Origin of the sequence: Labedella gwakjiensis (assembly GCF_003014675.1) — a bacterium.
In the GTDB taxonomy this organism is placed as follows: Bacteria; Actinomycetota; Actinomycetes; order Actinomycetales; family Microbacteriaceae; genus Labedella; species Labedella gwakjiensis.
Genome location: NZ_PYAU01000001.1, coordinates 2,869,108 through 2,886,874, shown reverse-complemented (window position 1 = coordinate 2,886,874; position 17,767 = coordinate 2,869,108). Strand labels below are relative to the sequence as shown.

Sequence of the window (17,767 nt, the reverse complement as noted above, 5' to 3'; positions counted from 1 at the left end):
AGCGTCGCAGTCTCCCGGGCCTGTGCGCTTCTCCTTCGGAACTCGTGCTCCAGGCGTTCAGATTGGTGGCGGCATGGTGAGGTGCTCGGGGTAGCCGTGCCGGTAGTAGCCGTCGAAGTGTACGGCGGCTTGCGCTCGTATGCAGAGCGGATCCGCTGGCCTGCGGCGGTCCGGCTCCGGGCGAGCCTTCACTTGGTAGCGCAACTCGTCACCCGAGACGGCGTATGGCCAGCTCGGCCTTGCTGTCGCGACCGCGGTTGCCCCGCGTGTTCCCGCGGGTGGCATCGCTGGATGACCACGCATTCTTACAAGACTGCACGCCGGGGATGAAGCACTAGGCAGCGGCAGCAGAACCATGGGACTCTCTCGTCAGGGAGGCTCAAGGCATCGAGAGCGGCGATAGCATGCCGCGCTATCCTCCCCTGCCGCTTCGCGTGGACCGGCCGGCGACCACAACTCGCAGACGACGAAGGCCCGATAAGACACCAGTCTCATCGAGCCTCATTGTCGGGCTGACAGGATTTGAACCTGCGACCCCTTGACCCCCAGTCAAGTGCGCTACCAAGCTGCGCCACAGCCCGTTGTCGCGAAGACAACTCGTCCATCGTAGCGGACGCGGCGGCGTCCCGCGGACACGTCCGGGTCCCGGATCGCCCCCGAAGATGGGGAGCGCTTCCCCTGCCTTGGCGCGCGCACGATCCCTAGGCTGTCGGTCATGACTTCCCCCGGACCGTTCGGCCAGCAACCGAACCCCCAGCAGCCGTATCCGCCGCAGCAGTACCCGAGCCAGCAGTACCCCAACCCCCAGCAGCCATACGCACCGCAGCAGCCGCAGTACCCGACGCAGCAGCCACAGTTCGCGACCCCGCAGCCGCCGGCGCAGCCCGGCTACGCCCAGCAGCAGCCGCAGCCGGGTCAACCCACGTCGTTCCGAACACTCACGCTCGATCTGAAGAACGCCCCGTGGTACGGCTGGACGTTCCTGCAGCCCACGGTCACGATCGACGGTTTCCGCTACTCCGCCGGCTGGTCGCGAATGCAGTATCAGGTGCCGGCAGACCGCCCGGTGTACGTGCAGTGCCACGTCGCGTACCTGTGGGAGTACGGCAAGGCGGCCACGACCCTGCAGCCGAACCAGAATCCCCACCTCGAGTACACCGTGCCGTCGAACGCCTGGGTCGCCGGCGACATCGGCGCCCCGGGCACCACCACGTCGAAAGGTAAGGGGCTCACGATCGGCGTCCTCTGCTTCCTCGGCGCCGTGATCGTCGGATCGATCGGCCTGGCGATCATCTCGATCGCCCTCGCCGCCGGCTCCTACTGAGTCGCCGCGGCCGAGCGCGCCGAGCACCGCTACAGCAACAGCCGACCGCGCCACGAGTTCGTGGCGCGGTCGGCTGTTGCTGTAGCGGTCGGCGGACCGGGCGCGGAAGCGCGCAAGCGGCCCGATCCGGACGGGCACCCGTCAGCGCGCGACGTACCCGCCGTCGACCACGAGTTCGGCGCCTGTCACGAAGGACGCGTCGTCGCTCGCGAGGAACGCGATCGCGGAGGCGATCTCCTCGGGCTGGCCGATGCGGCCCATGGGCGTGGTGTCGACGAGCATCGAGCGGTCCGTCTCGCCGAGGATCGGGGTGTCGATGAAGCCCGGGTGCACGGAGTTCACGCGCACGCCGGTGGTCGCCCAGCCGAGGGCGGTGTTCTTCGTGAGGGTGCGTACGGCGCCCTTCGCGGCCGCGTAACCGGGGCCACCGCCGAAACCTCCGACGATGCCGAACATCGAGGAGACGTTGACGACGGATCCACCGCCGTCGGCGTGGAGCGCGGCACTCGCAGCCTTCTGGCCGAGGAACACGCTCGTCGACGTGATCGCGATGACCTTCTCGTAGCCCTCGAGGGTGGTCTCCTCGATCGGCAGAAGGTCGCCGATGCCGGCGTTGTTCACGAGCACGTCGAGGCGGCCGAACGCCTCGAGCGCCGCGGCCACGGCGGACTCCCACTCGGACTCGACGGTCACGTCGAGGTGGATGGCCAGGCCGCGACCGCCGGCCGCCGTGATCTCCGCGACCACCGCTGCGGCCTTGTCGTCCTGCACGTCGGCGATCGCGACGGCGGCTCCCTCGCTCGCGAGGCGCAGCGCCGTGGAGCGGCCGATGCCGCTCGCTCCCCCGGTGACCAGTGCGACCTTGTTCTCGAAGCGGTTCATGGTGCGTACATCCTTACTGTCTCCGTCCGGCGGCTCTGCAGGAATCGATTCGGCTGGGCCGTCGGAGCTCTTATCCGACAAATGTCGGTTTGCATCCATCATAGACTCAGCGGATGGACGCACGCGCTCGACGCAGCCGCACCAAACTCTCCGCCGCCGTCCTCGACCTCGCCGAACGCGACGGGATCGAGGCGGTCTCAATGGTCTCCATCGCCGAGGCCGCCGGGGTCAACCGCTCCACGGTGTACGAGCACGCGGCCTCGCCGCTCGAGCTGCTCCGCCTGGTGCTGCGCACCGAGCTCGACACCATCCGGGATCGGCACCTCACCGCCGGGGCGCACCCCGACATCCGCACCGCCGTGCGGCAGACGACGGACGACGTCCTGCACCACGTCGACTCCCACGCCGCGATCTACTCGCGGGAACTCGGAAGCGCGGAGTCCACTGCGCTCCACGGCATGCTGAGCGCGCACTTCCGCGAGTCCGTCCTGCGCCTGTTCCAGAGCGGCGCGATCGTGCCGCCGCGCATCGACGGGATCGACGCGAACCTGCAGGACGAGACCACGGCGCGCTTCATCGCCGACGGCACCGTCGGCGCCATCGACGCGTGGCTGGCCACCCCGCCACCGCGCGACGTGCAGACGTTCCGCCACCTCTACGCCTCGGTCCTCCCGGCATGGTGGCCGCTCAGCTGAAACGACGACGCCGTGGTGAGCCTCTCGGCCCACCACGGCGCAATCGCGCGCTGCTACGCGATATGGCCTAGCCCTTGACGGAGACGGAGAACTTCCAGTCGACCACGCCACGGTCGGTCATGATGAAGCACTGGCTCGCCCGCGTCCAGGAGGAGTTCATCGTCACGCGCTTCGCGTCGCACTCCTCCTGCGTGGCGAAGTTCGTCGGGTACAGGTACGAGTAGCCCGCAGCCTGAGCGGGCGCTGCGGTGGCGACGAGGCCGCCGGCGGTGAGGGCGATGGCGGCTGCGAATCCGGCCAGGGTCTTTCGAGGCGTTGACGTCATGATGATCCAGCTCCTTCGATCGAGTTTCCGTAGCCGACAGCGTAGGCACGACGACGCGCTCCCCGATAGGACTCCCGATGGGTCCCTCTCTCCTTGCGTCAGGGCACAGCGCGCGCTACGGCGCGGACCCCGCAGCGTCAGTACCCGCTGAGCTCCAGCAGCACACGCGGGCCCGCGAAACCGGCGCCCATCCGCTCCACGCGGCGCTGCAACTCGTGGTCGGCCGTGACCACGATCACGTGCTCCGCTCCCCCGTCGAACGAACGCTGCACCTGCTCGAGGATCTCGTCGTCACCGCTGCCGGGAGCCGACACGACGGTGACGCGCTCCGCCTCCTCGACGGCCGCCTGCCGCGCATCGCCCTCGAGCACGACGACGAACTCCGGCCACCACCACGACTCGGGCAGGTCGAAGGCGGGAGCGGGAACACCCTCGCGCGCGAGCGTCGACACAGACGCCAGCAGACGCTCGGCCGCTCCGGCGCGGTCCTTCCACCAGCCGTCGGGACGCGAGCCCACCACGTTGGCAGCGTCGACGATCACCACGGCGCGGCGTTTGAGCGAATCGCGCAGCGAGGGCCACGCCTCGTCGAAACCGGGGTGGAGGGGCAGCGTGTCGACCTCGGCGACGGGCACCCAGCGCAGCTCGATGCTCTCCGGGTCGGTCGCCTCGGCGTCGAACTGCTCGAGCACGTCGACGAGAACGGTCGTGTACGACCAGAACCCGAGGTCGAGCACACTCGACAGGCGGGCACGCACGGAGGCGTGCGGCACGCCGGCCTCCTCGGTCGCCTCGCGGAGTGCGCCCTGCAGCGCCGACTCGCCCTTGTGGCGGGCGCCGCCCGGGAGACCCCAGGTACCGCCGAAGTGCGACCACACGGCGCGGTGCTGCAGGAGGATGCCGCGGTTCGGATCGAAGGCGAGCAGGCCGGCCGCACCGAAGAGGCCCCAGAACCGTCGACCGTCGGGACCCTCCACCCAGCCGTCGCCGCTGTCGGGGGAACCGCGCCGCGGCGGAGTGTCTGCAGGACCGGAATTCATCGTCCCTCAGCTTTTCATGGATACGCCCGCACCGCATGACGGATGTCGCGCTGTGACGGTCACCTCCCAGGCCGGACGGGGCTCCCGCAACCCCTCACAATCGCAGCGCCGATCGGGGAGGCTGGAGCAACCGCCGTCCCCGACCCCCTGGAGAGCCGAGCATGACGACGTACGGATTCCACTGTTCGCATGAGGAGATCGGGCCGCGCGCCCTCCTCGACTGGGCCAAGAAGGCGGAGCAGGCGGGGTTCACCGCCGCGATGTGCTCCGACCACCTCGCCCCCTGGAGCCACCGGCAGGGGGAATCGGGCTTCGCCTGGTCGTGGCTCGGCTCCGCCCTCGAAGGCACCGACATGTCCTTCGGCGTGGTCAACGCGCCGGGCCAGCGCTACCACCCGGTGATCATCGCGCAGGCGATCGCCACCCTCGGCCAGCTCTACCCCGGCCGATTCTGGGCGGCGCTCGGCAGCGGCGAGGCGATGAACGAGCACATCACGGGCGAACGTTGGCCGTCGAAGCCGGAACGCAACGAGCGGCTGCTCGAGTGCGTCACGATCATCCGCGCGCTCCTGAACGGCGAGGAGGTCTCGCACCGCGGTCACGTCACCGTCGACCGGGCGCGCGTCTACTCGCTTCCCGAGGTCCAGCCGCTCCTCATCGGTGCCGCCGTCACGAAGGAGACCGCCGGCTGGGTCGCGTCGTGGGCCGACGGCCTCGCCACCATCGCCCAGCCGGAGGAGAAGCTGCGCGAGGTGATCGGTGCGTACCGCGATGCGGGCGGCACCGGAGAGGTCACCGTGCAGACGCACCTCAGCGTCGCATCGACGCGCGAGGCTGCCCTCGCCGAGGCCTTCGACCAGTGGGCGTCCAACATCTTCAGCCCGCCCCTCTGCTGGGACCTCGAGACACCCGAGGCGTTCGACGAGGCGTCCCGCTACGTGGAGCCGAAGGACGTGGAGGGCTCCGTGTTCGTCACGGCCGAGGCCCCGCCGCTGCTCGACCACGTCGCGATGCTCGAGCGTTGCGGCGCCGACCGCGTCTACCTGCACAACGTCGGCACCGAACACGACTACTTCCTCGGCCTCATGGCGAACGAGGTCTTCCCGCAGCTGAACACGGAGGTGCACGCATGAAGGTGACCGACACGAGCGACCTGTGGTGGAAGACCGCTGTCGTCTACAACCTCGACGTCGAGACGTACCTCGACTGGAACGACGACGGCGTCGGCGACTTCCAGGGCCTCGCCCACCGTATCGACTACCTCGCGGAGCTCGGCGTCACGTGCCTGTGGCTCGCCCCGTTCTACCCGTCGCCGCAGAAGGACAACGGCTACGACATCACCGACTACTACGGCGTCGACCCCCGCTACGGGCACCTCGGCGACGTCGTGGAGGTGTTCCGCACCGCGAAGGACCGCGGCATCCGCGTGATCGTCGACCTCGTGGTCAACCACACGTCCGACCAGCACCCGTGGTTCAAGGAGGCGCTGAAGGGCAAGGACAACCCGTTCCGCGACTACTACCGCTGGCGCGACGAGCCCCCGAAGAACCAGGCGGAGAACGCGTTCCCCGACACGGAGGACGGCACGTGGTTCCTCGACGAGAAGTCGGGCCAGTACTACCGCCACTCCTTCTACCGGCACCAGCCCGACCTCAACACCGCCAACCCTCAGGTGCGCGACGAGATCGCGAAGATCATCGGCTTCTGGTTCCAGCTGGGTGTCGACGGCTTCCGCGTGGACGCCGTCCCGTATCTGCTCGACGACGACACCCCCGACGACCCGTACGACTTCCTGCGCACCCTGCGCCGGTACGTCGGCCGGCGCAGCGGCACGGGCATGCTGCTCGGCGAGGTGAACCTGCCGCACGACGAGCAGTACGAGTTCTTCGGCGAGGCCGACGGCGACGGACTCACGATGCAGTTCGACTTCGTGACGAACCAGGCGCTCTACCTCGCGCTCGCCCGCGAGGACGCGCGACCGCTGCGCGACTCACTCCGGTCGCGTCCGCAGCTCGAGTCGAGCAACCAGTGGGGCAACTTCGTGCGCAACCACGACGAGCTGAACCTCAACCAGCTGAGCGAGGAGGACCGGCAGTTCGTCTTCGAGCGGTTCGCGCCCGACGAGTCGATGCGGCTCCACGGCCGCGGCATCCGGCGGCGCCTCCCACCGCTCATCGACGGGGATCCGCGCCGACTCGAGATGGTCTACAGCCTGATCTTCTCGCTCCCCGGCGCCCCGGTGCTGTACTACGGCGAGGAGATCGGGATGGGTGAGAACCTCGACCTCGCCGGTCGCGAGGCCGTGCGCTCCCCCATGCAGTGGTCGGACGAGGAGAACGGCGGCTTCTCGTCGGCCCCGAAGCGGAAGCTCGTCACGACCGTGCCGGAGGGCGGGTTCTCACCCGAATACGTGAACGTCGCGCAGCAGCGGCACGTGGACTCCTCGCTGTTCACGTTCGTCCGCGGGCTCGTGCAGACGTACCGGAACTCGCCAGAGATCGGCTGGGGTGACTTCGCGATCGTCGATCAGCCGTTCGACGAGGTACTCGCGCACACGGTGCGCACGGAGACGGGCCACCTGTTCGCCGTGCACAACCTGGGTCCGGAGCCGCACACCGTCCCCGTGACGATCGAGGACGTGGTGCCCGGCACCCGCGTGGTCGACCTGTTCCACGACCACATCCTGCTGCCCGACGAGAAGGGTCGCCTCGACGTGCCGCTCGACGGCTACGGCCACCGCTGGCTGCGCGTCGTCCGCCCGGGCGACAAGCGCCTCACCTAGGAGGAGCGGACCCTGCGGGTCAGGCGGAGAAGACGCCGGCGAGGGAGCGCTTGCCCCGGCGGAGCACCGCGACGCCGCCTGGGAGGACGGGTGCGAACACCGCGTTCTCGTCGGCGACCTTCACGTTGTCCACGTACACGCCGCCCTGGCCGAGGGCACGCCGCGCCTCGCTGAGGCTCTGCACGAGGCTCGTCTGCACGAGCAGCTGCAGGATCGGCGTCCCCGGCTCGGCCGTGGTGTTCGGCACCTCGTCGAGAGCGGAACGCAGCGTCGCCTCGTCGAGCGAGCCGAGGTCGCCGTTGCCGAAGAGCGCGGCGGAGGCGTCGATCGCGGCCTGCGCCGCCGCCTCGCCGTGCACGAGCGACGTCACCTCGAGCGCCAGTCGCTTCTGCGCCTCGCGACGGAACGGCTCGTCGGCCACGGCCTTCTCGAGGCGCTCGATCTCGTCGCGACCGAGGAACGTGAACACCTTGAGGCGCGCGATCACGTCGGCGTCGTCCGTGTTCACCCAGAACTGGTAGAACGCGTAGGGCGAGGTCATCTCGGGGTTCAGCCACACGGCGTTGCCCTCGCTCTTTCCGAACTTCGTTCCGTCGGAGTTCGTGATGAGCGGCGTGCCGATGGCGTGCGCCTCGGCGCGCTCCACGCGACGGATCAGGTCGATGCCGCTCGTGAGGTTGCCCCACTGGTCGCTTCCGCCGGTCTGCAGAACGCAGCCGTGCGCCCGGTACAGCTCGAGGTAGTCCATGCCCTGCAGGATCTGGTAGCTGAACTCGGTGTAGCTGATGCCCTCGTCGGAGTTGAGGCGCGCGCTCACGGCGTCCTTCTTGAGCATCGTGCCCACACGGAAGTGCTTGCCGATCTCGCGGAGGAAGTCGATGGCCGACAGGGGCGCCGTCCAGTCGAGGTTGTTCACCATGAGGGCCGCGTTGTCGCCCTCGAAGCTCAGGTAGTTCTCCACCTGGGCGCGCAGGTTCGCCACCCACTCCCCCACGGTCTCGCGGGAGTTGAGCGTGCGCTCGGCCGTGGGACGCGGGTCGCCGATGAGTCCGGTGGACCCGCCGACGAGACCGAGCGGACGGTGCCCGGCCAGCTGGAGCCGCCGCATGACGAGCAGCTGCACGAGGTTGCCCAGGTGGAGGCTCGGAGCGGTGGGGTCGAAACCGCAGTAATAGGTGATCCGGTCTCCCGAGAGGAGTTCTTTGAGGGCCGATTCGTCGGTGGAGACGTGCACGAGGCCGCGCCAGACGAGTTCGTCCCAGATGTCCTCGAACGAGGCGTCATTCTGCTGGGTGGAGAGAACGGGATTGATCACCGCCTCACGATATCAGCGGGGTCCTACCCTGATACTCGACAGGAATCAGGTTCAGGACTAATATCTACTCAGTATTAGTCAGGAGGCTGATGTACCGTGTTCGTCATCACCGCAGACCAGGTCGACAGCCGATCGCGCGACGACGCCGTCGCCGAGGCGCTCGCGCGCATCGAGAAGACTGCGCACGGCGAGCTGCTCCTCCCCGCCGAGCGCACGGCCGGCGACGAGATCCAGGCCCTCACCGATCGCGCCGACACGGCATACCGGCTCGTGCTCGAGCTCACGCGCGACGGCCGGTGGAGCGTGGGCCTCGGCGTCGGCCCGGTCCGCCTCCCCCTCGGCGACTCCACGCGCTCGTCCACGGGCGAGGCGTTCTTCGCCGCCCGGGCCGCGATCGATGCGGCCAAGCGCACGCCGTCCCGCTTCGCCCTCCGGCAGGAGCCCGCCACGGACGAGGAGCCCACCGAGTCCGGCATCCGCGCGACGGACGTCGAGGCGCTCGTCGCCGTCGTCCTGGCCCTCCGCGAGAAGCGGACGGACAAGGGCTGGGAGGTCCACGACCTCCTGGCCACGGGCGCGACGCAGTCGCGGGCGGCGAGCGCCCTCGGCATCACGCAGGGGGCCGTGAGCATGCGGGCGCGCACAGGGTCGAGCCGCGAGGAGCTCGCGGCGTCGGAGGCTCTCGTTAGGCTGCTCGGGATGCTCGACGACACGACGGCGAAGGGATGAGCCCGATGGACATCTTCGACAGCACGCTCGCGAGCGTCCTCTACTGGGTGTCGACGGTGGGCTTCGCCGCCACGGCGCTCGGCGCCACCGTCCTCACGATCGTGCTCAAGCGGAACGCGTTCATCTCGGTGGCCGCGGTGCTGCTTGCGGTGGGACTCATCACGGTGGCCCTGCCCTCGCCCGAGCCGCCGCTCATCGTCTCGCTGCTGCTCGGCATCGCGTCCTTCGCCCTCGCGGTCCTCGGCGGGTCGCCCGCGGCCTCGTTCGCCCTCGACCTCGCGACGCACGGCAGCGTGCACCCCGGCGCCCACGGCGGCATCATGGTGGACCGCGACTCGCCCACGGCGAGCGCCCCGCGCGAGGTGCTGAGGGGAGGTCTCGCGATCGGCTACCTCGAGCGCGCGGCGATCGCCGGAGCCCTCATCGCGGGCTTCCCGGAGGCGATCGCGATCGTCGTGGCGATCAAGGGTGTCGGGCGCTTCACCGAGCTGGCCGAGGCGGAGACGCGCGAGCGCTTCATGATCGGCACGCTCGCGAGCATCGTGTGGGCCGCGGCATCCGCCGGCCTCTTCGTCTTCGCCCTCCGCTGACCCACCCCGCCGCCCCACCCCGCCGCCCGCCCCATCCACAGGGCTACTCCCGAGCGAGGGCGCCACCTACAACTACCGCCCTCGATAGCGAACTGCCGCCCTCGAATCTCAGAGCGGACGTGTGGGCGGCCTCCTGGGCGGTCGCGTCAGGAAGCAGGAGCCGAGTCGTCGTAGAGACCGATGGTGTTCCCCTCGCAGTCCTCCACGTACACCCAGCGACTCGTCTCACCGAGCGGCTGGATCTCGCCGACGACGCGGCCACCGTTCGCCTCGATCGCGGCGATCGTGTCTTCGATCCGGTCGACGGTGACGACGACGGTGGGGTGCGCGAGGGCCTCGCGCTTGTGGATGTCTCCGCCGATTCCCTCATCGGTCGGAGAGATCATCACGTTGTCCTCGTCCCACTTCTCGGTCTTCCACCCGAAGACCGACTCGTAGAACGCGGTGGCGCGGACGACGTCGTCCGCGGGGATCTCGAAATGTTCGACGTGTGCCATCGCCACAGTCAACCGATCCCGCCGCCGGTGGTCAAGCCTTCGGGTGCCGACGGTACGGCGAGACGGAGGGCTCGTCCCGCAACCAGAACCGCCACGGGAAGGACTCGCCGCCGCCCGGTCCGCTCACGCCCGTGCGCGGGCCGCTCGCGACGTCGGGCGCCGGCCCCCCGAGCACCAACTCGTACGGTTCCTGATCGAGTGCCGCGCCATCCTCAGCGAGCGGGATGCCCAACGCCGAGGCGAGCCGGGCCGGTCCGCGCGCGAGCTCACGGTCCAGGCGGGCGGCCGGTCGGCGCACCCGCGCGAGTTCGACGCCCTCCACGACCTCCCCGGCGCGCAGGAGCACGGCCGATGCCGTCCCCTCCGGAGAGCACACGACGTTCGCGCACACGTGCATGCCGTACGTGAAGTAGGCGTACAGCCGCCCGGGTGGACCGAACATCGTCGAATTCCGCGGCGACTGCCGCCGGAACGCATGCGAACCGGGGTCCTCGCCCACACCGAGGTACGCCTCCACCTCGGTGATGCGCACCGCGACGGTCCCGTCCGCGCTCGATCGCCGCAGGACAGCACCGAGCAGGAGCGGGGCAGCCTCGACCGCCGGGCGAGCGAGGACCCGCTCCAGGTCGGTCATCGCACCATGTCTCTCATCCGAAGAGACAGGTCATCGCGCCGAGCTGATCCCCAGCGCCACCGCGAGCGCGGCGACGCGTTCCGTGAGGAGCGCGCGCTGCTCGGCGACGCGCGTCGGCGCGGTGCCGCCGGCCCCGTTGCGGGACGCGATCGACCCCGGCACGGTGAGCACCTTGCGGACGTCGGGCGTGAGGTGCGACGAGATGGCCTCGTACTCCTCGTCGCTCGGCTCGTCGAGGTCGAGGCCGCGCTCCTCGCAGAAACGCACGAGCGCTCCGGAGATCTCGTGGGCGTCGCGGAAGGCGACGCCGCCGCGCACGAGCCACTCGGCCACGTCGGTCGCGAGCGAGAAGCCCTGCGGCGCGAGCTCGGCCATGCGGTCGGTGTCGAAGCGCAGCGTCGCGACCATCCCCGTGAAGGCGGGCAGGAGCACCTCGAGGGTCTCGACGGAGTCGAAGACCGGCTCCTTGTCCTCCTGCAGGTCGCGGTTGTAGGCGAGCGGCAGTCCCTTGAGCGTCGCGAGGAGTCCGGTGAGGTTGCCGATGAGGCGACCGGACTTGCCGCGCGCGAGCTCGGCGATGTCAGGGTTCTTCTTCTGCGGCATGATGCTCGACCCGGTCGAGTACCCGTCGTCGAGGGTGACGAAACCGAATTCGCGCGTGTTCCACACGATGATCTCCTCGGCGAACCGGGAGAGGTCGATGCCGATCATCGCCGTGATGAACGCGAATTCGGCGACGACGTCGCGCGCGGACGTGGCGTCGATCGAATTCTCGGTCGGGCGGTCGAGGCCGAGCTCGGTGGCGATGAGCTGGGGGTCGAGGCCGAGCGAGCTGCCGGCGAGCGCGCCGGCCCCGTAGGGCGAGGCGGAGGCGCGGTGCGTCCAGTCGCGGAGCCGCTCGAGGTCGCGGACGATCGGCCAGGCGTGAGCGAGCAGGTGGTGCGACAGCAGCACGGGCTGCGCGTGCTGGAGGTGGGTGCGCCCCGGCATCACGGCCGTGGCGTGGTCCTCCACCTGCGCCGCGATGGCGTCGACGAGGCGGATGAGCTCCCGCGCGATGGCGCGACCGTGGTCGAGCAGGTAGAGGCGGACAAGCGTCGCGATCTGGTCGTTGCGGCTGCGGCCGGCGCGCAGCTTGCCGCCCAGCTCGGTGCCCGCGAAGGTCATGAGGCCGCGCTCGAGCGCCGAGTGCACGTCTTCGTCGTCCTCGTCCGCGGTGAACTCGCCGGATTCCACGGCCGCCTCAAGGCGGGTGAGGGCTTCGAGCATCGTCTCGAGTTCCACGGCGGAGAGGTAGCCGGCGGACGCGAGGCCGCGGGCGTGCGCCCGCGATCCCGCGATGTCGTAGGGGGCGAGCGCGAAGTCGAAGTGCGTGGACTTGCTCAAGCGGGCGAGCTCCGGCGACGGGCCGCTCGCGAAACGCCCGCCCCAGAGGGCTCCGGCCTCTGCTGCGCGGTTCTCGGCCATGTCGTGCTCCTTCGTTCGTGTTCGTGACGTGTCGCGGCCGCCGGGGCGGCGAGGGGCTCAGGCGCGTTCGAGCAGCCAGAGCATGAGGGCCTTCTGGGCGTGGAGGCGGTTCTCCGCCTCGTCCCAGATGATGCTCTGCGGACCGTCGATGACGTCCTCCGTCACCTCGAAGCCGCGATCTGCCGGGAGGCAGTGCATGAAGACGGCATCGGGCTTCGCGAGCGCCATGAGCTCGGAGTCCACGCGGTAGGCGGCGAGTGAGGTGAGGCGCTTGGCCTTCTCCTCCTCCTTCCCCATCGAGACCCACGTGTCGGTCACGACCACGTCGGAGCCGGCGACGGCCTCGTTCGGGTCGGTGTAGAGCGTCACGGATCCGCCGGTCTCCGTCGCACGCGCATCGGCGTCGGCCACGACCCGGTCGTTGGGGGCGAAGCCCTCGGGCGACGCGACCCGCACGTGCATACCGGCGGTCGCTCCCGCGAGGAGGTACGACTGCGCCATGTTGCTCGCGCCGTCGCCGATGAACGTGAGCACGAGCCCCTGGAGGGCGCCCTTGTGCTCGCGGATGGTGAGCAGGTCGGCGAGCAGCTGGCACGGGTGGAAGTCGTCGGAGAGCGCGTTGATGACGGGCACCGTCGTGCCGAGCGCCATCTCCTCGAGACCGGCCTGGGCGTAGGTGCGCCACACGATCGCGGCCACCTGGCGCTCGAGCACGCGAGCCGTGTCGGCGGCCGTCTCCTTGCCGCCGAGCTGGCTGCTCGCGGTGGAGATGATGAGCGGCACTCCCCCGAGATCGGCGATGCCGACGGCGAAGGAGACGCGGGTGCGCGTCGACGACTTGTCGAAGATCACGGCGACCGTCTGCGGGCCGGCGAGCGGCTTGTGCGAGAAGCGGTCCTTCTTGAGCTCGATCGCGAGGTCGAGGATCTCGCCCTGCTCGGCCTGCGTCAGGTCGTCGTCACGGAGGAAGTGGCGGGTCACGGTGCTGCTTTCGATCGGGAGGTCAGATGGCCGCGAGGGCGGCACGGAAGCGGGTGTCGAACTCGGCGAGTTCCGCGTCGCCCACGATGAGCGGGGGCGCGATGCGGAGGCTGCGGTCGTTCGGCGCGTTGATGATGAGACCGGCGGCCAGGGCGGCGCGAACGATCGCCGGAGCGACCGGTTCGGCGAGTCCGACCCCCACGAGGAGTCCGGCTCCGCGCGTCTCGATGATGAGCGGCGAGCCGACTCCCTCGATGAGCGCCCGCAGCTGCTCGCCGCGCACCCGGGCGTTCTCGACGAGTCCGGCCCGCTCGATCTCGCCGAGCACGGCGTTCGCCGTCGCGGTCGCGAGCGGGTTGCCGCCGAACGTGCTGCCGTGCTGCCCGGGCGAGAACAGCTGGGATGCGCGGCCGAACGTCACGAGCGCCCCGATCGGGAACCCTCCGCCGATGCCCTTCGCGAGCGTCACGGCGTCGGGCACGATCCCGGCGCGCTGGTAGGCGAACCACGAGCCGGTGCGTCCGGCACCCGTCTGGATCTCGTCGATGATGAGGAGGGCGCCGTGTTCGGCCGTCAGCCGGCGGGCGGCCTCGAGGAAGCCGTCGGGCAGCTCGATCACGCCGGCCTCACCCTTGATGGGTTCCACGATGAGCGCGGCCACGCTATCGTCGATCGCGTTCTCGAGCGCCTCGACCGTCGACTCGATGTACTCGACGCCTCCGGGCAGCGGCTCGAAGCCCGCGTGCAGCGCGGGCTTGCCCGTGAGGGCGAGCGAGCCCATCGTGCGACCGTGGAACGAGTTCTCGAGGGAGAGGATCTTCCACTTCGTACCGTGCTCGCCCTTGTTCAGGCGAGCGAGCTTGAATGCGGCTTCGTTCGCCTCGGCGCCCGAGTTGCCGAAGTACGCGCGCCCCTCGTCGCCCGCACCCGTCAGCCGCTTGAGGCGTTCGGCGAGCTCGAGCTGCGGCGGGGTCGAGAAGTAGTTCGACACGTGGATGAGGGTCGCGGCCTGGCGGGAGATCGCCTCCACCATCACGGGGTGGGCGTGGCCCAGGGCGTTGACCGCGATGCCGGCGAGGAAGTCGAGGTAGCGCGTGCCGTCCTCGTCCTCTACCCAGCATCCCTCGCCGCGCACGAGGAGCGCCTGCGTCGGTCCGAACGTGCGCATCATGTCGTTCTCGACGCGCTTCTTCCACTCGCTCATTTCACGCCCTTCACGACTTCGGTTCCGATGCCTTTGTTGGTGAACACCTCGAGGAGTGTCGAATGCGGGAGGCGGCCGTCGATGATCGCGGCGTTCTCCACTCCCCCGTCGACGGCCTCGAGGCACGCCGTCATCTTGGGGATCATGCCCGACTCGAGTCGGGGCAGGAGGGCTCGCAACTCCTCCGAGTCGATCCGGGAGACGAGCGAGTCGCGGTTCGGCCAATCGCTGTAGAGGCCGGCCACGTCGGTGAGCACGAGGAGCTTCCGTGCCCCGAGGGCCACGGCGAGGGCCGAGGCGGCCGCGTCGGCGTTCACGTTGAGGACGTTGCCCGGACGGTCCTCGTCCGGAGCGATCGAGGAGATGACGGGGATCTTGCCGTCGTCGAGCGCCGCGACGACGGCTGCCGTGTTCACGGTCACGACGTCGCCGACGTGACCAAGGTCCACCATCGCGCCGTCGACCATCGCACCGCGGCGGCGGCCTCCGAACAGTTCGCTGTCCTGCCCGGACAGTCCCACGGCGAGGTCGCCGTGGCTGTTGATGAGGTCCACGAGGTCGCGGTTCACCTCGTCGCGCAGCACGTCGCGGACGACGGAGATCGCCTCGGTCGTGGTGACGCGGTATCCGCCCTTGAACTCGCTCTCGATGCCGAGCTCCTTGAGGCGGGCGGAGATCTGCGGTCCGCCGCCGTGCACGACGACGGGGCGGAGCCCGGCGAGGCGCAGGAAGACCATGTCCTCGGCGAAGCTCGCCTTGAGCTCTTCCGTCACCATGGCGTTTCCGCCGAACTTCACGACGACGGTGGCGCCGGAGTAGTGGACGAGCCACGGGAGCGCGTCGACGAGGACCTCGGCCTTCTTGATGGCCTCGGCCTGGCTGATGGGGGCGTGATCGATCGTCGACATCAGCTGGAGTACGCGCTGTTCTCGTGCACGTAGTCGTGCGTGAGGTCGTTGGTCAGGATCGTGGCGCTCGCGTCGCCGGCCTTGAGGTCGATGAGCACGTCGACGGCGCGGCCGGTGAGGTCCACGAGATCGCGCGGCTGGTCCGGTCCGCCGTTCGAGCACACCATGACGCCGTTCATCGAGACGTCGACGGCGTAGGGGTCGAAGGCGGCGGCCGTGGTCCCGATGGCCGCGAGCACTCGACCCCAGTTGGGGTCGTTGCCGAAGACGGCGGCCTTGAAGAGGTTGTTGCGGGCGACGGAGCGGCCCACCTCGACGGCGTCGTCCTCGTTCTCGGCGCCGACCACGCGGATGGCGATGTCGTGGCTCGCGCCCTCCGCGTCGCCCTGCAGCTGGGCCGCGAGGTCGAGGCACAGCTCCGTGAGGGCGGCCCGGAACGCGTCGGAGTCGGGGGTCACGCCCGAGGCGCCGGAAGCCATGAGCGTCACCTGGTCGTTCGTCGACATGCAGCCGTCGGAGTCGAGACGGTCGAAGCTCACGCGGGTCGCGGCGCGCAGGTGAGCGTCGAGTTCGGCCGACGGCACGGCGGCGTCGGTCGTGATCACGACGAGCATCGTCGCGAGCCCGGGGGCGAGCATCCCGGCACCCTTCGCCATGCCGCCGATCGTCCAGCCGTCACCCGTGCGCGTCGCCTGCTTCGGCTTCGAGTCCGTCGTGATGATCGCGAGCGCGGCGTCGGCGCCTCCCTCCGGAGAGAGCGCGGCGTTCGCGGCCGTCACACCGGCGAGGAGCTTGCCGCGATCGAGCTGGTCGCCGATGAGGCCGGTCGAGCACACGAGAACGTCGCCGGCCGAGACCGAGAGGGCCTCGGCGACGGCCTCGGCCGTCGCGTGCGTGGTCTGGAAGCCCTGCGCTCCCGTGAAGCAGTTCGCTCCCCCGGAGTTGAGCACGATCGCGCTCACGGTGCCGTCGGCGATGACCTGCTGCGACCAGATGATCGGGTTCGCCTTCGCCCGGTTGCTCGTGAAGACGGCCGCTGCGTCGTGCTGCGGCCCACGGTTCACGACGAGCGCGAGGTCGGGGTTGCCCGACGACTTCAGTCCGGCGGCCACTCCGGCCGCATCGAAACCTGCTGCTGCGGTCACGCTCACGGTGCCACTCCGTTCACACTCAGTCCGGTGGATTCGTCGATGCCGAGGGCGATGTTCGACGACTGGATGGCGGCTCCCGCCGTTCCCTTGGTGAGGTTGTCGACCGCGGTCACGACGACGGCGCGGCCGGCGGCCTCGTCGATCGCGAGTCCCATGAGGGCCACGTTCGCGCCGATGACGTCGGCCGTGCGGGGGAACTCGCCCTCCGGCAGCAGCTCGACGAAGCGTTCGCCGGCATATGCCGACTCCCAGGCCTGCCGGACGTCGCTCGCGCTCGTACCCGGCACGATGCGTGCCGTCGACGTGGCGAGGATGCCCCGCGACATCGGCACGAGCACGGGCGTGAAGGAGATGGACACGTCGCCGGCGCCCGCAGCCTTCAGGCTCTGCGCGATCTCGGGGATGTGGCGGTGGGTACCGCCTACGGCGTACGGGTTCGCGCTGCCGAGGATCTCGCTCGCGAGGAGGTTGAGCTTGAGGCTCTTGCCGGCACCGGAGGGGCCGACGGCGAGGACGGACACGATGTCGGTCGGCTCGATCACTCCGGCGGCGACGCCCGGCGCGAGCGACAGGGCCACGGTCGAGGCGTTGCAGCCGGGAGCGGCGATGCGCGTCGCTCCGACGAGGCGCTCGCGCTGCTTCCGACCGGCCTCGATCGGCAGCTCCGGCACGCCGTAGTCCCAGGCGCCGTAGTACTCGCCGCCGTAGAAGGCCGCCCAGTCCTCGTCGTTCACGAGGCGGTGGTCGGCTCCGCAGTCGACGACGAGGGTCGAGGCGTCGAGGTGCGCGGTGACCTCACCCGACTTGCCGTGCGGCAGCGCGAGGAAGACGACGTCGTGACCTGCGAGCGTCTCGGGCGTCGTGTCGACCAGAACGCGATCGGCGAGCGAACGCAGGTGCGGCTGCACGGAGCCGAGGCGCTGACCGGCGTTGGAATGCGCCGTCACGGTGCGGATGTCGAGATCGGGATGGGCATCGAGGAGCCGGAGCAACTCGCCCCCGGCATAGCCGGAAGCACCGGCGACGGCCACGGAGAATGACATGGTTCTACCTTATTGAGTGAGACGAACGGTCGGAGGTCGGGCGACGCGTCTCGGACCCCTGCTGGGTCTCCCGGCGTCGCCTATCGTCGCTCGTCAACAAGGCGTCGACGCAGCGCACGGGCGGAGCCCAGTGCGGAGAAGCTGCGTGCGAGGAAAGCCATGGGGGACAGCGTACTACCCGGCCCGATCCGAGCGCGAAT

General features: G+C 69.8%; 18 protein-coding genes and 1 tRNA gene. 6 read left to right on the top strand and 13 right to left on the bottom strand.

Annotated features, from left to right (window positions below; genetic code table 11):
* Positions 1-507: 507 nt before the first annotated feature.
* Positions 508-581, bottom strand: a tRNA-Pro gene (locus CLV49_RS13580).
* A 134-nt stretch (positions 582-715) separates the two neighbouring features.
* On the opposite strand from CLV49_RS13580, the gene CLV49_RS13575 reads away from it, so the two are divergent.
* The gene (locus CLV49_RS13575; RefSeq protein WP_106564015.1) at positions 716-1,324 is read left to right on the top strand and encodes a hypothetical protein; all 609 of its coding nucleotides are present in this window, start codon (positions 716-718) and stop codon (positions 1,322-1,324) included.
* 141 nt (positions 1,325-1,465) lie between these two features.
* On the opposite strand, the gene CLV49_RS13570 is transcribed toward CLV49_RS13575, so the two are convergent.
* A complete protein-coding gene (locus tag CLV49_RS13570) occupies positions 1,466-2,206 on the bottom strand; it encodes an SDR family NAD(P)-dependent oxidoreductase (RefSeq protein ID WP_106564014.1) in 741 nt (246 codons plus the stop codon).
* A 113-nt stretch (positions 2,207-2,319) separates the two neighbouring features.
* On the opposite strand from CLV49_RS13570, the gene CLV49_RS13565 reads away from it, so the two are divergent.
* A complete protein-coding gene (locus tag CLV49_RS13565; protein ID WP_106564013.1) occupies positions 2,320-2,901 on the top strand; it encodes a TetR/AcrR family transcriptional regulator in 582 nt (193 codons plus the stop codon).
* A 67-nt stretch (positions 2,902-2,968) separates the two neighbouring features.
* Here CLV49_RS13565 and CLV49_RS13560 read toward each other — a convergent pair whose 3' ends face one another.
* Both CLV49_RS13560 and CLV49_RS13555 read right to left on the bottom strand, forming a co-directional pair.
* Positions 2,969-3,226 (bottom strand): hypothetical protein, encoded by a 258-nt coding sequence (locus CLV49_RS13560; RefSeq protein ID WP_106564012.1) that lies wholly within the window; start codon positions 3,224-3,226, stop codon positions 2,969-2,971.
* 137 nt (positions 3,227-3,363) lie between these two features.
* On the bottom strand, positions 3,364-4,266 hold the full coding sequence (locus CLV49_RS13555; RefSeq protein ID WP_106564011.1) for an NUDIX hydrolase: 903 nt from the start codon (positions 4,264-4,266) through the stop codon (positions 3,364-3,366).
* Positions 4,267-4,427: 161 nt separating this feature from the next.
* On the opposite strand from CLV49_RS13555, the gene CLV49_RS13550 reads away from it, so the two are divergent.
* Both CLV49_RS13550 and CLV49_RS13545 read left to right on the top strand, forming a co-directional pair.
* Entirely contained in the window at positions 4,428-5,399 is a 972-nt protein-coding gene (locus tag CLV49_RS13550; protein WP_106564010.1) for a TIGR03885 family FMN-dependent LLM class oxidoreductase, read from the top strand.
* Positions 5,396-7,048, top strand: a complete 1,653-nt coding sequence (locus CLV49_RS13545) for an alpha-amylase family protein (protein WP_106564009.1) — start codon at positions 5,396-5,398, stop codon at positions 7,046-7,048. The genes CLV49_RS13550 and CLV49_RS13545 overlap by 4 nt, the downstream gene beginning before the upstream one ends.
* 19 nt (positions 7,049-7,067) lie before the next feature.
* On the opposite strand, the gene tyrS is transcribed toward CLV49_RS13545, so the two are convergent.
* Complete coding sequence (tyrS, locus tag CLV49_RS13540; RefSeq protein ID WP_106564008.1) at positions 7,068-8,363, bottom strand: tyrosine--tRNA ligase; 1,296 nt, start codon at positions 8,361-8,363, stop codon at positions 7,068-7,070.
* A gap of 96 nt (positions 8,364-8,459) precedes the next feature.
* Between tyrS and CLV49_RS13535 the strand changes: the two genes are divergently transcribed.
* Positions 8,460-9,092 (top strand): DNA-binding protein, encoded by a 633-nt coding sequence (locus CLV49_RS13535; protein WP_106564007.1) that lies wholly within the window; start codon positions 8,460-8,462, stop codon positions 9,090-9,092.
* A gap of 5 nt (positions 9,093-9,097) precedes the next feature.
* On the top strand, positions 9,098-9,682 hold the full coding sequence (locus CLV49_RS13530; protein ID WP_106564006.1) for a hypothetical protein: 585 nt from the start codon (positions 9,098-9,100) through the stop codon (positions 9,680-9,682).
* 146 nt (positions 9,683-9,828) lie between these two features.
* Here the strand turns inward: CLV49_RS13530 and CLV49_RS13525 are convergent, their stop codons facing one another.
* From CLV49_RS13525 to argC, 8 genes are read right to left on the bottom strand one after another with little or no spacing between them, the layout of a single operon-like run.
* A complete protein-coding gene (locus tag CLV49_RS13525; protein WP_106564005.1) occupies positions 9,829-10,179 on the bottom strand; it encodes a VOC family protein in 351 nt (116 codons plus the stop codon).
* A 31-nt stretch (positions 10,180-10,210) separates the two neighbouring features.
* Positions 10,211-10,813 (bottom strand): DNA-3-methyladenine glycosylase, encoded by a 603-nt coding sequence (locus tag CLV49_RS13520; protein ID WP_106564004.1) that lies wholly within the window; start codon positions 10,811-10,813, stop codon positions 10,211-10,213.
* Positions 10,814-10,843: 30 nt separating this feature from the next.
* On the bottom strand, positions 10,844-12,280 hold the full coding sequence (argH, locus tag CLV49_RS13515) for an argininosuccinate lyase (RefSeq protein ID WP_106564003.1): 1,437 nt from the start codon (positions 12,278-12,280) through the stop codon (positions 10,844-10,846).
* A 57-nt stretch (positions 12,281-12,337) separates the two neighbouring features.
* On the bottom strand, positions 12,338-13,261 hold the full coding sequence (argF, locus tag CLV49_RS13510; protein WP_106564002.1) for an ornithine carbamoyltransferase: 924 nt from the start codon (positions 13,259-13,261) through the stop codon (positions 12,338-12,340).
* A gap of 22 nt (positions 13,262-13,283) precedes the next feature.
* On the bottom strand, positions 13,284-14,465 hold the full coding sequence (locus CLV49_RS13505; RefSeq protein ID WP_106564001.1) for an acetylornithine transaminase: 1,182 nt from the start codon (positions 14,463-14,465) through the stop codon (positions 13,284-13,286).
* Complete coding sequence (gene argB / locus CLV49_RS13500; protein ID WP_106564000.1) at positions 14,462-15,373, bottom strand: acetylglutamate kinase; 912 nt, start codon at positions 15,371-15,373, stop codon at positions 14,462-14,464. The genes CLV49_RS13505 and argB overlap by 4 nt, the downstream gene beginning before the upstream one ends.
* A complete protein-coding gene (argJ, locus tag CLV49_RS13495; protein ID WP_106563999.1) occupies positions 15,373-16,524 on the bottom strand; it encodes a bifunctional glutamate N-acetyltransferase/amino-acid acetyltransferase ArgJ in 1,152 nt (383 codons plus the stop codon). The genes argB and argJ overlap by 1 nt, the downstream gene beginning before the upstream one ends.
* Positions 16,521-17,567: an N-acetyl-gamma-glutamyl-phosphate reductase gene (gene argC / locus CLV49_RS13490; protein ID WP_106563998.1), complete on the bottom strand. Its 1,047-nt coding sequence runs from the start codon at positions 17,565-17,567 to the stop codon at positions 16,521-16,523. Before argC ends, argJ begins: the two co-directional genes overlap by 4 nt.
* Between the last annotated feature and the right edge of the window lie 200 nt (positions 17,568-17,767).